Source organism: Streptomyces sp. NBC_00377 (assembly GCF_036075115.1).
Lineage (GTDB): Bacteria > Actinomycetota > Actinomycetes > Streptomycetales > Streptomycetaceae > Streptomyces.
In genome coordinates this window covers 6692096-6707431 of the sequence record NZ_CP107958.1, presented here as the reverse complement: position 1 = coordinate 6707431, position 15336 = coordinate 6692096, and the positions used below count along the sequence as shown (strand labels likewise).

Annotated in this window: 13 protein-coding genes; 5 read left to right on the top strand and 8 right to left on the bottom strand. The window is 70.1% G+C overall.

What is annotated here, in order from left to right; translation table 11 throughout:
- Positions 1–12: 12 nt before the first annotated feature.
- Positions 13–633 carry an aa3-type cytochrome oxidase subunit III gene (gene ctaE / locus OHS71_RS29730; RefSeq protein ID WP_307162882.1) on the bottom strand — a complete coding sequence of 207 codons (621 nt, stop codon included), beginning with the start codon at positions 631–633 and terminating at the stop codon, positions 13–15.
- Between the two features lie 178 nt (positions 634–811).
- Here ctaE and OHS71_RS29725 point away from each other — a divergent pair, with 178 nt between their 5' ends.
- A complete protein-coding gene (locus OHS71_RS29725) occupies positions 812–1216 on the top strand; it encodes a hypothetical protein (RefSeq protein WP_328482397.1) in 405 nt (134 codons plus the stop codon).
- 55 nt (positions 1217–1271) lie between these two features.
- Here the strand turns inward: OHS71_RS29725 and OHS71_RS29720 are convergent, their stop codons facing one another.
- The 4 genes from OHS71_RS29720 to ctaC all read right to left on the bottom strand — a co-directional run bounded on the left by OHS71_RS29720 (position 1272) and on the right by ctaC (position 5777).
- On the bottom strand, positions 1272–2525 hold the full coding sequence (locus OHS71_RS29720; protein ID WP_328482396.1) for a L,D-transpeptidase: 1254 nt from the start codon (positions 2523–2525) through the stop codon (positions 1272–1274).
- Positions 2526–2656: 131 nt separating this feature from the next.
- Positions 2657–3055: a cytochrome c oxidase subunit 4 gene (locus OHS71_RS29715; protein ID WP_328482395.1), complete on the bottom strand. Its 399-nt coding sequence runs from the start codon at positions 3053–3055 to the stop codon at positions 2657–2659.
- The gene (gene ctaD / locus OHS71_RS29710) at positions 3052–4788 is read right to left on the bottom strand and encodes an aa3-type cytochrome oxidase subunit I (protein ID WP_328482394.1); all 1737 of its coding nucleotides are present in this window, start codon (positions 4786–4788) and stop codon (positions 3052–3054) included. The genes OHS71_RS29715 and ctaD overlap by 4 nt, the downstream gene beginning before the upstream one ends.
- Positions 4785–5777, bottom strand: a complete 993-nt coding sequence (gene ctaC, locus OHS71_RS29705; protein WP_443047086.1) for an aa3-type cytochrome oxidase subunit II — start codon at positions 5775–5777, stop codon at positions 4785–4787. The genes ctaD and ctaC overlap by 4 nt, the downstream gene beginning before the upstream one ends.
- A 321-nt stretch (positions 5778–6098) precedes the next feature.
- Here ctaC and OHS71_RS29700 point away from each other — a divergent pair, with 321 nt between their 5' ends.
- Positions 6099–7475, top strand: coding sequence for a cysteine desulfurase/sulfurtransferase TusA family protein (locus tag OHS71_RS29700; RefSeq protein WP_328482393.1), 1377 nt, complete (start codon positions 6099–6101; stop codon positions 7473–7475).
- 1 nt (position 7476) lies between these two features.
- Here OHS71_RS29700 and OHS71_RS29695 read toward each other — a convergent pair whose 3' ends face one another.
- A complete protein-coding gene (locus tag OHS71_RS29695; RefSeq protein WP_328482392.1) occupies positions 7477–8451 on the bottom strand; it encodes a carbohydrate kinase family protein in 975 nt (324 codons plus the stop codon).
- A gap of 130 nt (positions 8452–8581) precedes the next feature.
- On the opposite strand from OHS71_RS29695, the gene OHS71_RS29690 reads away from it, so the two are divergent.
- Both OHS71_RS29690 and OHS71_RS29685 read left to right on the top strand, forming a co-directional pair.
- Positions 8582–8791: a hypothetical protein gene (locus tag OHS71_RS29690; RefSeq protein ID WP_328482391.1), complete on the top strand. Its 210-nt coding sequence runs from the start codon at positions 8582–8584 to the stop codon at positions 8789–8791.
- A gap of 128 nt (positions 8792–8919) precedes the next feature.
- On the top strand, positions 8920–10827 hold the full coding sequence (locus tag OHS71_RS29685; RefSeq protein ID WP_328482390.1) for a hypothetical protein: 1908 nt from the start codon (positions 8920–8922) through the stop codon (positions 10825–10827).
- A 95-nt stretch (positions 10828–10922) separates the two neighbouring features.
- Here OHS71_RS29685 and OHS71_RS29680 read toward each other — a convergent pair whose 3' ends face one another.
- Complete coding sequence (locus OHS71_RS29680) at positions 10923–11279, bottom strand: HesB/IscA family protein (RefSeq protein ID WP_328482389.1); 357 nt, start codon at positions 11277–11279, stop codon at positions 10923–10925.
- A gap of 292 nt (positions 11280–11571) precedes the next feature.
- Here OHS71_RS29680 and nadA point away from each other — a divergent pair, with 292 nt between their 5' ends.
- On the top strand, positions 11572–12768 hold the full coding sequence (gene nadA, locus OHS71_RS29675) for a quinolinate synthase NadA (RefSeq protein ID WP_328482388.1): 1197 nt from the start codon (positions 11572–11574) through the stop codon (positions 12766–12768).
- A 34-nt stretch (positions 12769–12802) separates the two neighbouring features.
- Here nadA and OHS71_RS29670 read toward each other — a convergent pair whose 3' ends face one another.
- Positions 12803–15058, bottom strand: a complete 2256-nt coding sequence (locus tag OHS71_RS29670) for a serine/threonine-protein kinase (RefSeq protein WP_328482387.1) — start codon at positions 15056–15058, stop codon at positions 12803–12805.
- Positions 15059–15336 lie beyond the last annotated feature (278 nt).

The window sequence follows — 15336 nt, the reverse complement described above, 5'->3', positions numbered from 1 at the left end:
GAGCGTGCCCGGCTACTTGATCATGTAGATCGTGGCGAAGAGGCCGATCCAGACGACATCGACGAAGTGCCAGTAGTAGGACACGACGATGGCCGCGGTCGCCTGCTCGTGGGTGAACCTCTTGGCCGCGTAGGTGCGCCCGAGGACGAACAGGAAGGCGATGAGGCCGCCCGTCACGTGCATGCCGTGGAAGCCGGTGGTCAGGTAGAACACCGAGCCGTACGGGTCGGAGGAGAGCGAGAGCCCGTCCTTCTTCACCAGCTCCGTGTACTCGAAGATCTGACCGCCGATGAAGATCGCACCCATGATGAAGGTGACGATGAACCACATTCTGAGCTTCTTCACGTCACCGCGCTCGGCGGCGAAGACGCCGAGCTGGCAGGTGAGCGAGGAGAGCACCAGGATCGTGGTGTTGGTGGCCGAGAACGGGAAGTTCAGGGCCTCGGCCATTTCCTTCCAGTGATCAGGACCCGTCACCGATCGCAGGGTGAAGTACATCGCGAAGAGGGCCGCGAAGAACATCAGCTCGGAGCTCAGCCAGATGATGGTTCCGACGCTGGTGAGGTTCGGCCGATTGACCGACGGGTGCGCGTGCCCGGTATCTACTGTCGTTGCTGTCGCCACGACCGACATTATGTCGGTCCCTTATCCCGCCCTCACTCCGGGGGGTGCCGTTCGGAGTGATCGCACCCCGTGTAGTGCCCGGATGGCCCATCGAAGTGGTGTTCCATGCGGTGTGGGCGGGGGGTCCGAGGGAGTAGCATCCGCGGCATCGGTTCTGTCCGTACGACGCTGATGTCACGGAGGAAGCATGCAGGCGACCGCCACGGTGCTGGTCTACAGCGACGACTCCAACACCCGCGAGCAGGTACGTCTCGCGACCGGGCGCAGGCCCGCGCCGGACGTCCCGGTGGTGGAGTTCGTGGAGTGTGCGACGGCGCCGGCGGTGGTGCGGGAGCTGGACAGGGGCGGCATCGACGTCGTCGTCCTGGACGGCGAGGCCGCGCCCATGGGCGGCATGGGGCTGTGCCGCCAGCTCAAGGACGAGGTGTTCCGGTGTCCGCCGGTGCTTCTTCTCATCGGGCGCCCCCAGGACGCCTGGCTCGCCACCTGGAGCCGCGCCGACGCGGCTGTGACGCTGCCCGTGGAGCCCGCGGAGTTCGCGGCGGCACTGGCCGCCCTGCTGCGGACGAAAAGCCTCCAGCAGAGCGCGTAGCGCCGGACCGGGGGCGGGTGCCGCACGGACCGCGGCTCCGCGCCCCTGACGGCGCCTACACGGCCGCCGGGCTGAGTCGCGCCGTCTCCTGGCCGGTTCGCTGTGTGCCGCCGGTCAGTGCGCTGCCCTTGGTCCACTTCTTCCAGTCCAGGTTCCAGTCGCCGAAGCCGTTGCCGAAGGTCTCCATCGTGTTGCCGTTGCTGTTGACGACCTGGACGACGTCGCCCTGGCGGACGTTGTCGAAGAACCACTCGGCGTTGGACGTGCTCATGCCGGTGCAGCCGTGGCTGACGTTCGCGTACCCCTGGGAGCCCACCGACCAGGGGGCCGCGTGGACGTACTCGCCGCTCCAGGTGACGCGGGTGGCGTAGTAGACGGGCAGGTCGTAGGAGTCCGCGGAGCCTTCCGCGATGCCCACGGTGGTGCCGCGCATCCGTACGAAGTACTCCTTGCCCAGGACGACCTTGACGCCGTTGCGGGTCTCGAAGCCGGGCTTTCCGGTGGTGACCGGGATCTGGTTGATCTGCTCGTTGTTCTTGAAGACCGTCATGGAGTGCGAGGACGCGTCCGTGACGGCGATCACCCGGTCCCCGATCGTGAGCTTGAGCTCCTTGGCGGGGCCGCCCCACAGCCGGTCGCTGATCTTGATGCCGTCCAGGTTGCTGTGCACGCGGAGGGTGGCGTGAGCGGGCCAGTAGTCCTTGGGGCGGTAGTGCAGTTCCTTGTCGTCCACCCAGTGCCAGCCGCCCTGCACGACCGGCGTGGAGTCGACCTTGAGGGCCCGTTCGACGACGGCCCGCTCGGCGGGGTCCTTGATGGGCTGGTCCAGCTTCGCGGTGACGGGCTGGCCGACGCCGTACTCGCCCGCCTCGGGGCCGAACTCGACCGCCAGGCGCTTCTTCGAGGTGGGCTTGCCGGTGTCGAAGGACAGGACCCGGCGGCCGGGGGCTCCGTCGTCGTCCTCGGTGCTCACGCGGACCGTGTAGTGGGCGTTCGCGGCCAGCGGCTCGGTGCTGTGCCAGCGACTGCCGTCGGCCGCGAGTTCGCCCGCCACATAGCGGCCTGCGCCGTCCACGGCGGTGACGTCCGTGATGCGGTCGTCGTCCTGCGCGGTGACCTCGAGGGGCTTGTCCGGGTCGGTCTTCTTCCCGTCGCCTGCGAGGTTGCTGAAGGAGATCTGGTCCGTCGCGTCATAGGGGCGCGCGGAGAGCGGATTGCCGTCCGAGCCGCAGGCGCTGGCGACCGCGCCCAGGGCGATCACCAGCAGGGTGCAGCCCGCGACGGTGCGAGGGCGGGGTTCGTGGCTCATGGCTTCACGCTAGGGAGCCGGGTCGGCAGCGGCGCGCTGGGTGACACGGACGGCGGACCGCCGTTACGGCAAAAGAGTGAGCCCGGACGCTCCTGACGGAGTGTCCGGGCCCGGTGCGCGTGCGGCGCGTGTTACTGGGTGCGGTTCTCACCGCGGTAGTACTCGAAGACCCAGCCCCAGAGGCCGATGAGGACCAGGGGGAGGGAGAAGTACAGCAGCCACCAGCCCACAGCGACCCCCAGGAAGGCCAGCGCGCCGCCGGTGCCGAGCGCCAGCGGCTGCCAGCTGTGCGGGCTGAAGAAGCCCAGCTCGCCGGCGTCGTCCGCGACGTCCGCCTCCTTGTTGTCCTGCGCGCCCGCGTCGACCCGCCGGGCGGTGAAGCCCAGGTAGAAGCCGATCATGATGCACAGGCCGAAGGCCAGGAAGAGGGCCGTGGTACCGGCCGGCTCCTTCGACCACACGCCATAGACGATCGCCATGACGAGGACGAAGACGCTCAGCCAGACGAACATCTTGCCCTGGATCTTCACTTGCCGGCCTCCTTGCTGCCCGAGATGGCACTGGCACCGTGGCCGGCGTGCTCCAGCTGCTCGAGCGCGGCGATCTCGGGGTGGTGCAGGTCGAACGCCGGGGATTCGCTGCGGATCCGCGGCAGGGTGAGGAAGTTGTGGCGCGGCGGCGGGCAGGAGGTGGCCCACTCCAGGGAGCGGCCGTAGCCCCACGGGTCGTCGACGCCGACCGGCTTGCCGTACTTGGCGGTCTTCCACACGTTGTAGAAGAACGGCAGGACCGACAGACCGAGGACGAACGAGCTGATCGTCGAGATCGTGTTCAGGGCGGTGAAGCCGTCGGCCGCCAGGTAGTCGGCGTACCGGCGCGGCATGCCCTCGGCGCCCAGCCAGTGCTGGACCAGGAAGGTGCCGTGGAAGCCGACGAACAGCGTCCAGAAGGTGATCTTGCCGAGGCGTTCGTCGAGCATCTTGCCGGTGAACTTGGGCCACCAGAAGTGGAAGCCGGAGAACATCGCGAAGACGACGGTGCCGAAGACGACGTAGTGGAAGTGCGCCACCACGAAGTACGAGTCGGACACGTGGAAGTCCATCGGCGGGGAGGCCAGGATGACGCCGGTCAGACCGCCGAAGGTGAAGGTGATGAGGAAGCCCGTCGCCCACAGCATCGGTGTCTCGAAGGACAGTGAGCCCTTCCACATGGTGCCGATCCAGTTGAAGAACTTCACGCCCGTCGGGACGGCGATGAGGAACGTCATGAAGGAGAAGAACGGCAGCAGCACGCCACCCGTGACGTACATGTGGTGCGCCCACACCGTCACGGACAGACCGGCGATCGAGATCGTCGCGGCGATCAGGCCCATGTAACCGAACATCGGCTTGCGGGAGAACACCGGGATCACCTCGGAGATGATCCCGAAGAACGGCAGGGCGATGATGTACACCTCTGGATGGCCGAAGAACCAGAAGAGGTGCTGCCACAGCAACGCGCCGCCGTTGGCCGCGTCGAAGACATGGGCTCCGAACTTGCGGTCCGCCTCCAGGGCGAACAGCGCGGCCGCCAGGACCGGGAAGGCCAGCAGGACCAGGACACCGGTCAGCAGGACGTTCCAGGTGAAGATCGGCATACGGAACATCGTCATGCCGGGCGCGCGCATGCAGATGATCGTGGTGATGAAGTTGACCGAGCCGAGGATGGTGCCGAAGCCGGAGAAGGCCAGGCCCATGATCCACATGTCGGCGCCGATGCCCGGGCTGCGGATCGCGTCCGACAGCGGGGCGTAGGCGAACCAGCCGAAGTCGGCCGCGCCCTGCGGGGTGAGGAAGCCGGCCACCGCGATCAGCGAGCCGAACAGGTACAGCCAGTAGGCGAACATGTTCAGCCGCGGGAACGCGACGTCCGGAGCACCGATCTGGAGCGGCATGATCCAGTTGGTGAAGCCGGCGAACAGCGGCGTCGCGAACATCAGCAGCATGATCGTGCCGTGCATCGTGAACGCCTGGTTGAACTGTTCGTTCGACATGAACTGCAGGCCCGGTCGGGCCAGCTCGGCGCGCATGAAGAGCGCCATGACGCCACCGATGCAGAAGAACGCGAACGACGTGACCAGGTACAACGTACCGATGGTCTTGTGGTCGGTGGTCGTCAGCCACTTCACCACGACGTTGCCGGGCTGCTTGCGCCTGACCGGCAGCTCGTTCTCGTACGAGTCCTCAGCTGCGGAGGCACCCTGGGGTTCGTTGAGGATGCTCACAGGACGTTCGACTCCCGGTTCTTCTCGGGGTTCGTTTGCTCGATGCCGGCCGGAACGTAACCGGTCTGCCCGTTCTTGGCGATTTCCTTCAGGTGCTGCTCGTACCGCTCCGGAGAGACGACCTTCACGTTGAACAGCATCCGGGAGTGGTCGACGCCGCAGAGCTCGGCGCACTTGCCCAGGAAGGTGCCTTCCCGGTTGGGCGTCACCTGGAAGGAGTTGGTGTGACCCGGAATGACGTCCTGCTTCATCAGGAACGGCACCACCCAGAAGGAGTGGATGACGTCACGCGAAGTGAGGACGAAGCGGACCGTCTTGCCCTCGGGGAGCCAGAGGGTCGGGCCCGGGTTGTCGGTCTGCGGGTTCCGCTCACCGGGGGTGCCGCAGGTGTAGACGCCGCCGGCGTTGTCGGGGAAGTCCTTCTTGAACCGGTCCGGGATCGCGGCCAGGTTCTTGTCGGTCTTCGCGTCCCCGTCGGAACCGTCGACGTTCTCGATGTAGTTGAAGCACCAGCTCCACTGGAAGCCGACCACGTTCACCGTGACGTCGGGCTTCTTGTCGAGGCTCAGCAGCTTCGATTCGTCACGGGCCGTGAAGTAGAACAGGACCGAGACGATGATGATCGGCACGACCGTGTACAGCGCCTCGATCGGCATGTTGTACCGGGTCTGCGGAGGAACTTCGACCTTTGTGCGGCTGCGGCGGTGGAAGAAAGCACTCCACAGGATCAGGCCCCACACCAGCACGCCGGTGGCCAGCGCGGCTGCCCACGAGCCCTGCCACAGGGAGAGGATCCGCGGAGCCTCTTCTGTGACCGGGGTGGGCATACCAAGGCGGGGGAAGTCCTTGTATGTGCAACCGGTGGCGGTCGCCAGGACCAGGCCCGCGGTCATTGCCTGCAGCAGCTTCCGCCGCATCGGGCGCCGCGACGTGGGGGTACCACCCGCGCCCTTCAGGCAGCGGGGGAGGTCGGAGCCGTTGGGACTCACGTAGCGCCTTCCCGAGAGTCTCGCCCGCGCGGTTGGCTGCGGCCTGCCTTCTCGCTGGTCGGTCGCCGCCCTGCGTCGGGCAGGGGTTTGGATGTTTATGCGGACCAAACCCTAGCCGACGCCCTCCGGGGGGTCGCGGGGAGGGTGGCATACGCGCCGCGGGTCACCCCCAAGGGGCGGGGAGCGACGCCTGATAGGTCGTCAATGCGGGTTGTGCGGAGGTCAAGGGCCGGTAAGGGCCTTTCGCGCCCCCGTCGCGCAGTCGCACATCGGCGCAGGCCCGCGCTCCTTCCCCGCTCCCGCACGTCTTAACGTTGCCGTGTGGCCTACTTCGACGCTGCTTCCGCTGCCCCGCTTCATCCCGTCGCCCGTCAGGCGCTGTCGGCCTCGCTCGACGAGGGGTGGGCGGATCCCGCCCGTCTGTACCGGGAGGGGCGGCGGGCCCGGATGCTGCTGGACGCGGCGCGGGAGGCGGCGGCCGAGGCCGTCGGCTGCCGGCCGGACGAGCTGGTGTTCACGTCTTCCGGGACCGGGGCCGTGCACTCCGGGATCGCGGGCGCGCTGGCGGGGCGCCGGAGGGCAGGACGTCACCTGATCGTGTCAGCCGTCGAACACTCCTCGGTACTCCATTCGGCCGAGGTGTTCGAGGCGGAGGGCGGGACGGTGACCAGGGCGCCGGTGACCAGGACCGGGGCGGTCTCCGTCGGGTCGTACGCAGACGCGCTGCGGTCCGACACCGCGCTGGCCTGTCTTCAGTCGGCCAACCACGAGGTGGGGACCGAGCAGCCGGTGGCGGAGGTGGCCGAGCTGTGCCGGGAGGCAGGGGTTCCGTTGCTGGTGGACGCCGCCCAGTCGCTCGGATGGGGAGCCGTGGAGGGCCCCTGGTCACTGCTGGCCGCGAGCGCGCACAAGTGGGGCGGGCCGTCCGGTGTCGGCCTGCTCGTCGTGCGCAAGGGCGTCCGGTTCGCGCCGCGGGGGCCCGTGGACGAGCGGGAGTCGGGGCGGGCGGCCGGGTTCGAGAACATTCCGGCGATCGTGGCCGCGGCGGCCTCGCTGCGGGCGGTCCGGGCGCAGGCGGCGCAGGAGGCGGTACGGGTGCGGGAGCTGACGGCGCGGATCCGGGCCCGGGTGGGGGCTCTCGTACCGGACGTGGAGGTCGTCGGGGATCCGGAGCGGCGGCTGCCCGGCATCGTCACCTTCTCCTGTCTGTATGTCGACGGAGAGGCGCTGCTGCACGAGCTGGACCGGGCGGGGTTCTCCGTCTCCTCGGGGTCGTCCTGCACCAGCAGCACACTGACCCCCAGCCATGTGCTGAGGGCGATGGGGGTGCTGAGTGAGGGAAACGTGCGGGTTTCGCTGCCGGTGGGAGCAGCCGAGGAGGACGTGGAGAGGTTCCTCGACGTGTTGCCGGGGGCGGTGGCGGGAGTGCGGGAGAAGCTCGGGGCGCCCGCGCCCGTGGCGGACGTCCGCGGCGACGTGCTCGTCGTGGACGCGCTGGGCAAGCGGTGTCCGATTCCCGTGATCGAGCTGGCGAAGGTGATCGGGGACGTGCCGGTCGGCGGCTCGGTGCGGGTGCTCTCCGACGACGAGGCGGCTCGGCTGGACATCCCCGCGTGGTGCGAGATGCGGGGACAGGAGTACGTCGGCGAGGAGCCGGCGGACCGCGGTTCGGCCTACGTGGTCCGCCGGACGTCCTGAGTCACGCCAGGTGCTTGCGCACCTCGGTGGCCGCGTCGTCGCCGTACGCCTTGGTGAAGCGGTCCATGAAGTGGGCGCGGCGCAGCTGGTACTCCTGGGTGCCGACCGTCTCGATCACGAGGGTGGCGAGCATGCAGCCGATCTGGGCGGCGCGCTCGTGCGAGACGCCCCAGGCCAGGCCGGAGACGAAGCCGGCCCGGAAGGCGTCGCCGACGCCGGTGGGCTCGACCTTGGCCTCCTCCTCGGGGCATCCGACCTCGATCGGGTCCTCGCCGGCGCGCTCGATGCGGACGCCGCGCGAGCCGAGGGTGGTGACGCGGTGGCCGACCTTGGCGAGGATGTCGGCGTCGCTCCAGCCCGTCTTGGACTCGATGAGGCCCTTCTCGTACTCGTTGGAGAAGAGGTAGGTCGCGCCCTCCAGCAGTATCCGGATCTCGTCGCCGTTCATACGGGCGATCTGCTGGGAGAAGTCGGCCGCGAAGGGGATCGAGCGGGCGCGGCACTCCTCGGTGTGGCGGAGCATCGCCTCCGGGTCGTCGGCGCCGATCACGACCAGGTCCAGCCCGCCCACGCGGTCGGCGACGGTCTTGAGCTCGATGAGCCGGGCCTCGCTCATGGCGCCGGTGTAGAAGGAGCCGATCTGGTTGTGGTCGGCGTCGGTGGTGCACACGAAGCGGGCCGTGTGCAGGGTCTCGGAGATACGGACCGACCCGGTGTCGACGCCGTGCCGGTCCAGCCAGGCCCGGTACTCGTCGAAGTCGGCGCCGGCGGCGCCGACCAGGATGGGCCGGGTACCCAGCTGTCCCATTCCGAAGGCGATGTTCGCGCCCACACCGCCCCGGCGCACGTCCAGGTTGTCGACCAGGAAGGAGAGCGAGACCGTGTGCAGCTGGTCCGCGACGAGCTGGTCGGCGAAGCGGCCGGGGAACGTCATGAGGTGGTCGGTGGCGATGGAGCCGGTGACTGCGATGCGCACGGCGTGGACTCTCCTGAGGGGAGGGGGATTGACAGTTCACGCTACCCGGTCGACTCGCGCCACTGAAGCAGCCGAAACTACCCGATAGTAGATCTTTCTTCGCGGGCTCCAGCGTGCTTACGGTTCGGCTATGAAGAACCTCGAGTTCCACACGCCCGCTCCGGCCGATCTCGACGGCGACCTCGTGTCGCTGCGCGGTGACTGCGTCCGGATGGCCCGGCACTGGGCGGCCCCCGAGAAGATCGCTTCCCGTCCGGTCTCCCCGTCACTCATCCACGGAGTGACCGTTCCGGCGACGTCGGCACGACTTCTGGAGGCCATGCCGGACTACGGCAACTAGGGGTAAACCCTCGAATTCTTCGGTACGGCGCACGGAAGGGAACCGTGCGCTCCCCCGTCGCGTCCCATCGCCGTCCCTCGTAGTAGGGATGTGGGGTACGACAGCAGGGCAGCCGAAGGAGCGATGCGGTGAACACCGAGCGACCCGAGAACGACGACGCCGCGCGCGAGCCGGAGGAGACCGGTTCCGAGAAGGCCACGGCCGAGGACGCCGAGGTCCGGGAGGCGCAGGGCGCAGACGCGCGGCCCGGGGACACCCCGGCCGGGGAGAGCGAGGCGGGCGCGGCGCGTGCCGATGAGGCCGGCGCTCCTGAGGAGACGGGTCCCTCCGGGCCTCCGGCCGTTTCGGACGCCGGGGTCGCTTCGGTCTCCGCCGCGGTGAAGCCCGCCGTCTCCGCATCGGAGCCTGCCCCGGCCTCCACTGCCGGAGAGCCCTCCGATTCCGACGCGGGCGCCGATGCCGACGCCGACCCGGGTCAGCGGCACCCCCTCCCCCACTCCGACTCTGCCGAGGTGGCCTCCGTTGCCGACTCCGGGCCGGACGAGCCCGTCGTCGGGCCGGCGGTCCACGGCGGGTCCGCTGCCGGCCCCCGGCGCCGCTCCCCCGTCCTCATCGCCTCCGTCGCGGCCGCCGTGCTGCTGGTGGGGGGCGGCGGAGCCTATCTGACCGCCAGTGCGACCGGCGGTTCCGGCGGGAGCGCCGGAGCCGGGTCGCCGTCCGGGGACGGGACGCCCTCGGCGCTCCCCTTGGACGACTACTCCGCGGGTACGGGTGCGGGTGCGGGTGCCTCGCAGGGCGGTACGAACGGCATCGCGCCCGGCGAGCCCAACCCCTACGGGGTGACCTACAAGACCGCGGGCCCGCTTCCCGACGGTCCGGGCACCGCGCCCGTGTACTGGGCGAAGGGCGAGGTCGCCAAGGACGAGGTGGCGCGGCTGGCGAAGGTGCTGGGGGCAGAGGGGACGCCGGTGGCCGACGGGGCGGCATGGAAGGTCGGCTCCGGGAACGACGGCTCGGGGCCGGTGCTGCGGGTGAACCGACAGGCGCCGGGGATGTGGACGTTCACCCGGTACGCGCCCGGCACCGACAACTGCACGGCCGGCACCGACAAATGCGCCGGGACGTCCGTCACCCCGGCCGGCGACCCGGTGAGCGAGGAGGCCGCGAAGAAGGCGGCGGCGCCGGTCCTGGCAGCGGTCGGACAGGGCGGCGCCGAGGTGGACGCGAGCCAGGTCATGGGGACCCAGCGGGTGGTGAACGCCGACCCCGTGATCGGCTCCCTGCCCACCTACGGCTGGACGACCGGGATCAGCGTCGGCGCCCAGGGCACCGTGGTCGGCGGCAACGGGCAGCTGGAAACTCCGGTGAAGGGTGCCACGTACCCGCTGCTCAGCGCGCGGGAGGCGCTGGACGCGTTGAACGCGGCGCCCGGGACCGGCCACCGGATGGGCATCGGCGGCTGTACTGGCCCGGTGCCGCTGAAGGACCGGCTGGAGAGCCCGTGCAACGCGTCCACGGCCGCTCCGAAGGCTCAGACGGCGACGGTCGAGGACGCGGTGCTCGGGCTCGCCCCGCACACCTCGGGCGGTCGGCAGGTGCTCGTGCCGTCCTGGCTGTTCGAGGTGCGGGCGGCGGGGACCGCGGACGGCTACACGGTGACGCAGCCGGCCGTCGAGCCGGCGTATCTGAAGTCCGCCACGACACCCGCGCCCGTACCCACGCCGACCGGCTCCTCCTCTTCGAAAGCGCATGACGTCAAGGTGGACGGCTACACCGCCGAGGGCGACGAGCTGACCGTGAGCTTCACCGGCGGGGTGTGCGCCGACTACAAGGCCACGGCGGCCCGGAGCGGCGACGAGGTCAAGGTCACCGTGACCGCAACGCCCTGGCCGAACAAGGTCTGCATCATGATCGCCAAGGAGTACCACCAGACCGTGCGGCTGGACGAGCCGCTGGACGGCCGGAAGGTGGTCGGCACGGACGGCCGGGCGATCCCGCTGGAGAAGGCGGGGGCGCGGCTGCCGCAGGCGCAGTAATCCGGCGCGGCGGTCCGAGCGGTGCGCACGCGAAGGCGGCGACCCCCTGGAGGGGGCCGCCGCCTTCGCGTCGTTCAGAGGTGCGAACCGACGACCTAGCTGAAGGAGTCGCCGCAGGCGCAGGAGCCCGTCGCGTTCGGGTTGTCGATCGTGAAGCCCTGCTTCTCGATGGTGTCGACGAAGTCGATGGAGGCGCCGCCCAGGTACGGGGCGCTCATGCGGTCGGTGACGACCTTGACGCCGTCGAAGTCCTTCACCACGTCACCGTCGAGCGCGCGCTCGTCGAAGAAGAGCTGGTAGCGCAGGCCGGAGCAGCCGCCGGGCTGAACGGCGACACGCAGGGCCAGGTCGTCACGGCCTTCCTGTTCGAGCAGGGCCTTGACCTTCGCCGCGGCGGCGTCGGACAGGAGGATGCCGTCGCTGACAGTGGTCTTCTCGTCCGATACGGACATCTACATCTCTCCCGGGTTGTACGGAGACTGCTTGCCGACGTTTCCAACCGCCGGGGCCGCGGATTCATTCCGGGCCGAGGAACCGTGTCTCCACTTCTTTCCTCTTCTTCTTCCCTTTCATGCTCGCACACGTGCGATGCGGGGGACAGCGCCCTCCGGGCCCGCGCGGGCAGGGCTCCGGTCCCGCGGTGGGGATTCACGTCACACCGACGCGATGACCATCGTCAAAGTGACGTGAAGCGGGTTATGATAGATAACGTCAGATCGACGAAAAGTAGAAAGGGTGCGTGTCGTGACCACCGCCCAGACCACGGAGCTCGACGTACAGCCGTCTCCGCTCGCCCTGTTGCTGCTCGGCCGTGAGGCCGACCCGAGGAGCGAGCGGGGCGTCGAGTGTCCCGGCGACCTGCCCTCGCCCTCGGACCCGGACCTGGTCGCGCGCGCCCGCGCCGCCAAGGAGAAGCTCGGTGACAAGGTCTTCGTGCTCGGCCACCACTACCAGCGCGACGAGGTCATCCAGTTCGCCGACGTCACGGGCGACTCCTTCAAGCTGGCCAAGGACGCGGCCGCCCGCCCGGAGGCCGAGTACATCGTGTTCTGCGGTGTGCACTTCATGGCCGAGTCCGCGGACATCCTGACCTCCGACGACCAGAAGGTGGTCCTGCCCGACCTGGCCGCCGGATGCTCGATGGCCGACATGGCCACCGCCGAGCAGGTCGCCGAGTGCTGGGACGTGCTGACCGAGGCCGGCATAGCCGAGCAGGTCGTGCCCGTCTCGTACATGAACTCCTCCGCGGACATCAAAGCGTTCACGGGCAAGCACGGCGGCACGATCTGCACCTCCTCCAACGCACAGCGTGCCCTGGAGTGGGCGTTCGGACAGGGAGAGCCCTCGACGACGAAGGTCCTCTTCCTGCCCGACCAGCACCTCGGCCGCAACACGGCCGTGCGGGACATGGGCCTGTCCCTGGAGGACTGCGTCCTCTACAACCCGCACAAGCCGAACGGCGGGCTGACCACCGAGCAGCTGCGCGACGCGAAGATGATCCTGTGGCGCGGCCACTGCTCCGTGCACGGCCGCTTCAGCCTGGAGTCGGTCGAGGACGTCCGCGCCCGGATCCCCGGGGTGAACGTGCTCGTGCACCCGGAGTGCCGGCACGAGGTCGTGGCCGCGGCGGACTACGTCGGCTCGACCGAATACATCATCAAGGCGCTGGAGGCGGCCCCGGCCGGCTCCAAGTGGGCCATCGGCACGGAGCTGAACCTGGTGCGCCGGCTGGCGAACCGTTTCGCACCCGAGGGCAAGGAGATCGTCTTCCTCGACAAGACGGTCTGCTTCTGCTCGACGATGAACCGGATCGACCTTCCGCACCTGGTCTGGACCCTGGAGTCCCTCGCCGAGGGCAAGCTGGTCAACCGGATCGAGGTCGACCGGGAGACCGAGGCGTTCGCGAAGCTGGCGCTGGAGCGCATGCTGGCGCTGCCCTGACCGGCGGCGCCCCGGCCCGACGCGTGGCTCCCGCTCACCCCGACCGCGGTTGCCGGTCGGGGTGAGCGGGGTCCAGTGTGAAGACGGTCCCGTCGGGGCTGAGCACCACTAGGGCTCCCTCGTCGAGGAACACCTGTGCCGCGGCGTAGCCGGCGCCGGCGCCGCCCCCTACCCGCTCGGCCCGCGCCGTGGACTCCCACAGCAGGCTGCCCGTCGCGATGTCGAGGGCGGCGACCCGTCCGGAGGCGCTGGCCGCGAACACCGCTTGCCCCCGCCCGTCGGCGACGGGTGTGCCGGGCTGCTGGAGGGTCGTCGAGGTCTGCCACAGTCGCGCGCCCGTGTCGGGCGAGTGGGCGGTCAGCCGACCCGCGGACGAGGCGAAGCAGAGCACACCGCCCACCAGCGCCGGCTCGCCGCGCGGGTCGCCGGACAGCTTCTTCCTGCGTACGGCGCCGGTGTCCGGGTCGAGCAGCAGCACCTCGCCGAACACCGACTCCCCGGCGACCCGGGAGTCGCGCGCGGCGTACACCACGAAGACCAGGTCGCCGCCGACGGCACCGAGCGGGACGGCCTCGACGTCGGGCACCCTCACCGTCCGGGTGGAGCCGTCGGCCGGATCGAGGGCGAACAGCACGTTGCGGGTGGTCTCCCCGACGTTGGCGGCGTCGGTGCAGCCGGCGTACGGAAGGCTGCCGACGAGGTGGAACCGGCAGTGGTAGCCGTCACCGATCGGCAGGGCGGCCGTCCAGCGTGCGGTGCCGTCGCGCACTTCGCGGGCGGTCACGCGGTAGCCGTCCGCGGTCATCAGCAGATCGCCGACGACCGAGGGATCGACGGAGCCCGTGTCGTGCAACGGGCGTGACCAGAGCCGTTTTCCGGTGGCGGAGTCGAGGGCGACGGCATGGCGGGTCTGGCCGTTGCGCGCGCTGTTCAGAACGGACTGCTCGGTCAGCAGCACGCCGTCGTGCTCCCCGAGAACCGTGCTGTCGTACCTCTCCCGGGCCAGGCCCGGAGGCTGGGAATCCGCCCGCCAGGCGAGACGGCCCGTCGCCCCGTCGACGCGGACCGGAAGGACGCCGTCGCCCCCGCAGTAGAGGGCGCCCTTGCCCATCGCGCAGGACAGGGAATTGCCCCAGGAGGTCCCGTCGTCCTCCAGCGGCTTCGCCACCCCGCTCGCGGCGGTGCCGTAGACCGAGGTCCGCCAGGGCTTCCAGCCGTTGGGCAGGGCATCCCACTCCCGGGCCTCCGGGCCGGTGCTGCCGGACTCCCCCGACGTCTCGCTCCTCGTGAACGGGTCGAAGAGGAGGTAGCCGGTGAACGCCACGGCCAGCAGGCCCGCCACCGCGGCCAGGACCGGACCGCGGCGCAGCCGGGAGCCAGCGCCCGGGCTGCGGGGCGCGGCCTCGGGCCTGCCCGCTTCCTCGCCCACCGCGGGCGGGGGCGGCAGGCGCAGGGTCACCGTCTCCGCGTCGCCCGGGGCGGGTTCGGGCAGCGCCCGCCCGAACTCCTCGGCCAGCTCGTCGAGTCCGGGCCGGTCGGCGGAGTCCTTGGCCAGGCAGCGGGTCAGGACCGCGCGCAGCGGCTCGGGGACCGCGTCCACCGCCGGCTCCTCGTGCATCACCCGCCATGCCGTCAGATAGGGGCTGTCGGCGTCGAAGGGTCCGCGCCCGGTCGCGGCGAACACCAGCAGCGCGCCGAGGGAGAAGACGTCGGAGGCGGGGCCGACCGACCGGGCGTCCTTGAACTGCTCCGGGGACATGAACGGCGGGGTGCCGATCGCGTGACCGGTCTCGGTGAGGGTCTGGTTCTCGGTGGCGCGCGAGATACCGAAGTCGATGACCCGGGGACCGTCCTCGGCCATCAGGACGTTGGCGGGCTTCAGGTCACGGTGGACGACCCCGACCCGGTGGATGTCGCGCAGCGCCTCCAGCAGTCCCAGGGCCAGCCGCCGCAGCTCCGCGCCCTTCAGCGGGCCGCCACCCCTGATCCGGGCGGAGAGCGCGGGTGCGGGCACGTACTGGGTGGCCATCCAGGGCCGGACGGCCTCCGGATCGGCGTCCACGACCGGGGCGGTGAAGGCGCCGCTCACCTTGCGGACGGCCTCGATCTCCTGCCGGAAGCGAGCCCGGAACACCCCGTCCTGCGCGTACTGGGCGTGCACCAGCTTGACGGCGACCTCGCGCCCCGACCGGGACCGGCCCAGGTAGACGACGCCCATGCCCCCGGTCCCGATCCGGTCCAGGATCCGGTATCCGCCGAGCGCCTTCGGGTCGTCCTTGTGCAGCGCCAACGTCCCGGTCCCCTTCCCCCGCCGAGCAGTTCGAGCTCACAGGATAGGGAACCCGTACGGCGGAAGGGCACCGGCGCGGCACGGTCGGACCCCGGGCGGTCGCGGGTTCTTCCCACACGTCCGGGGTGATCGGCAGAAGGGTGCCGGGCGTGGCGGACGGGTGACGTGGTGGGCGATGTGCCGGTGCGGAACGTGCCGCCTCCTCACCCTGGGCGATGCCGGTACGGCGTCCGTACGCTCCGGGTCCCTTCACCTGTCCCGCGCCCACTCCGGGAGCA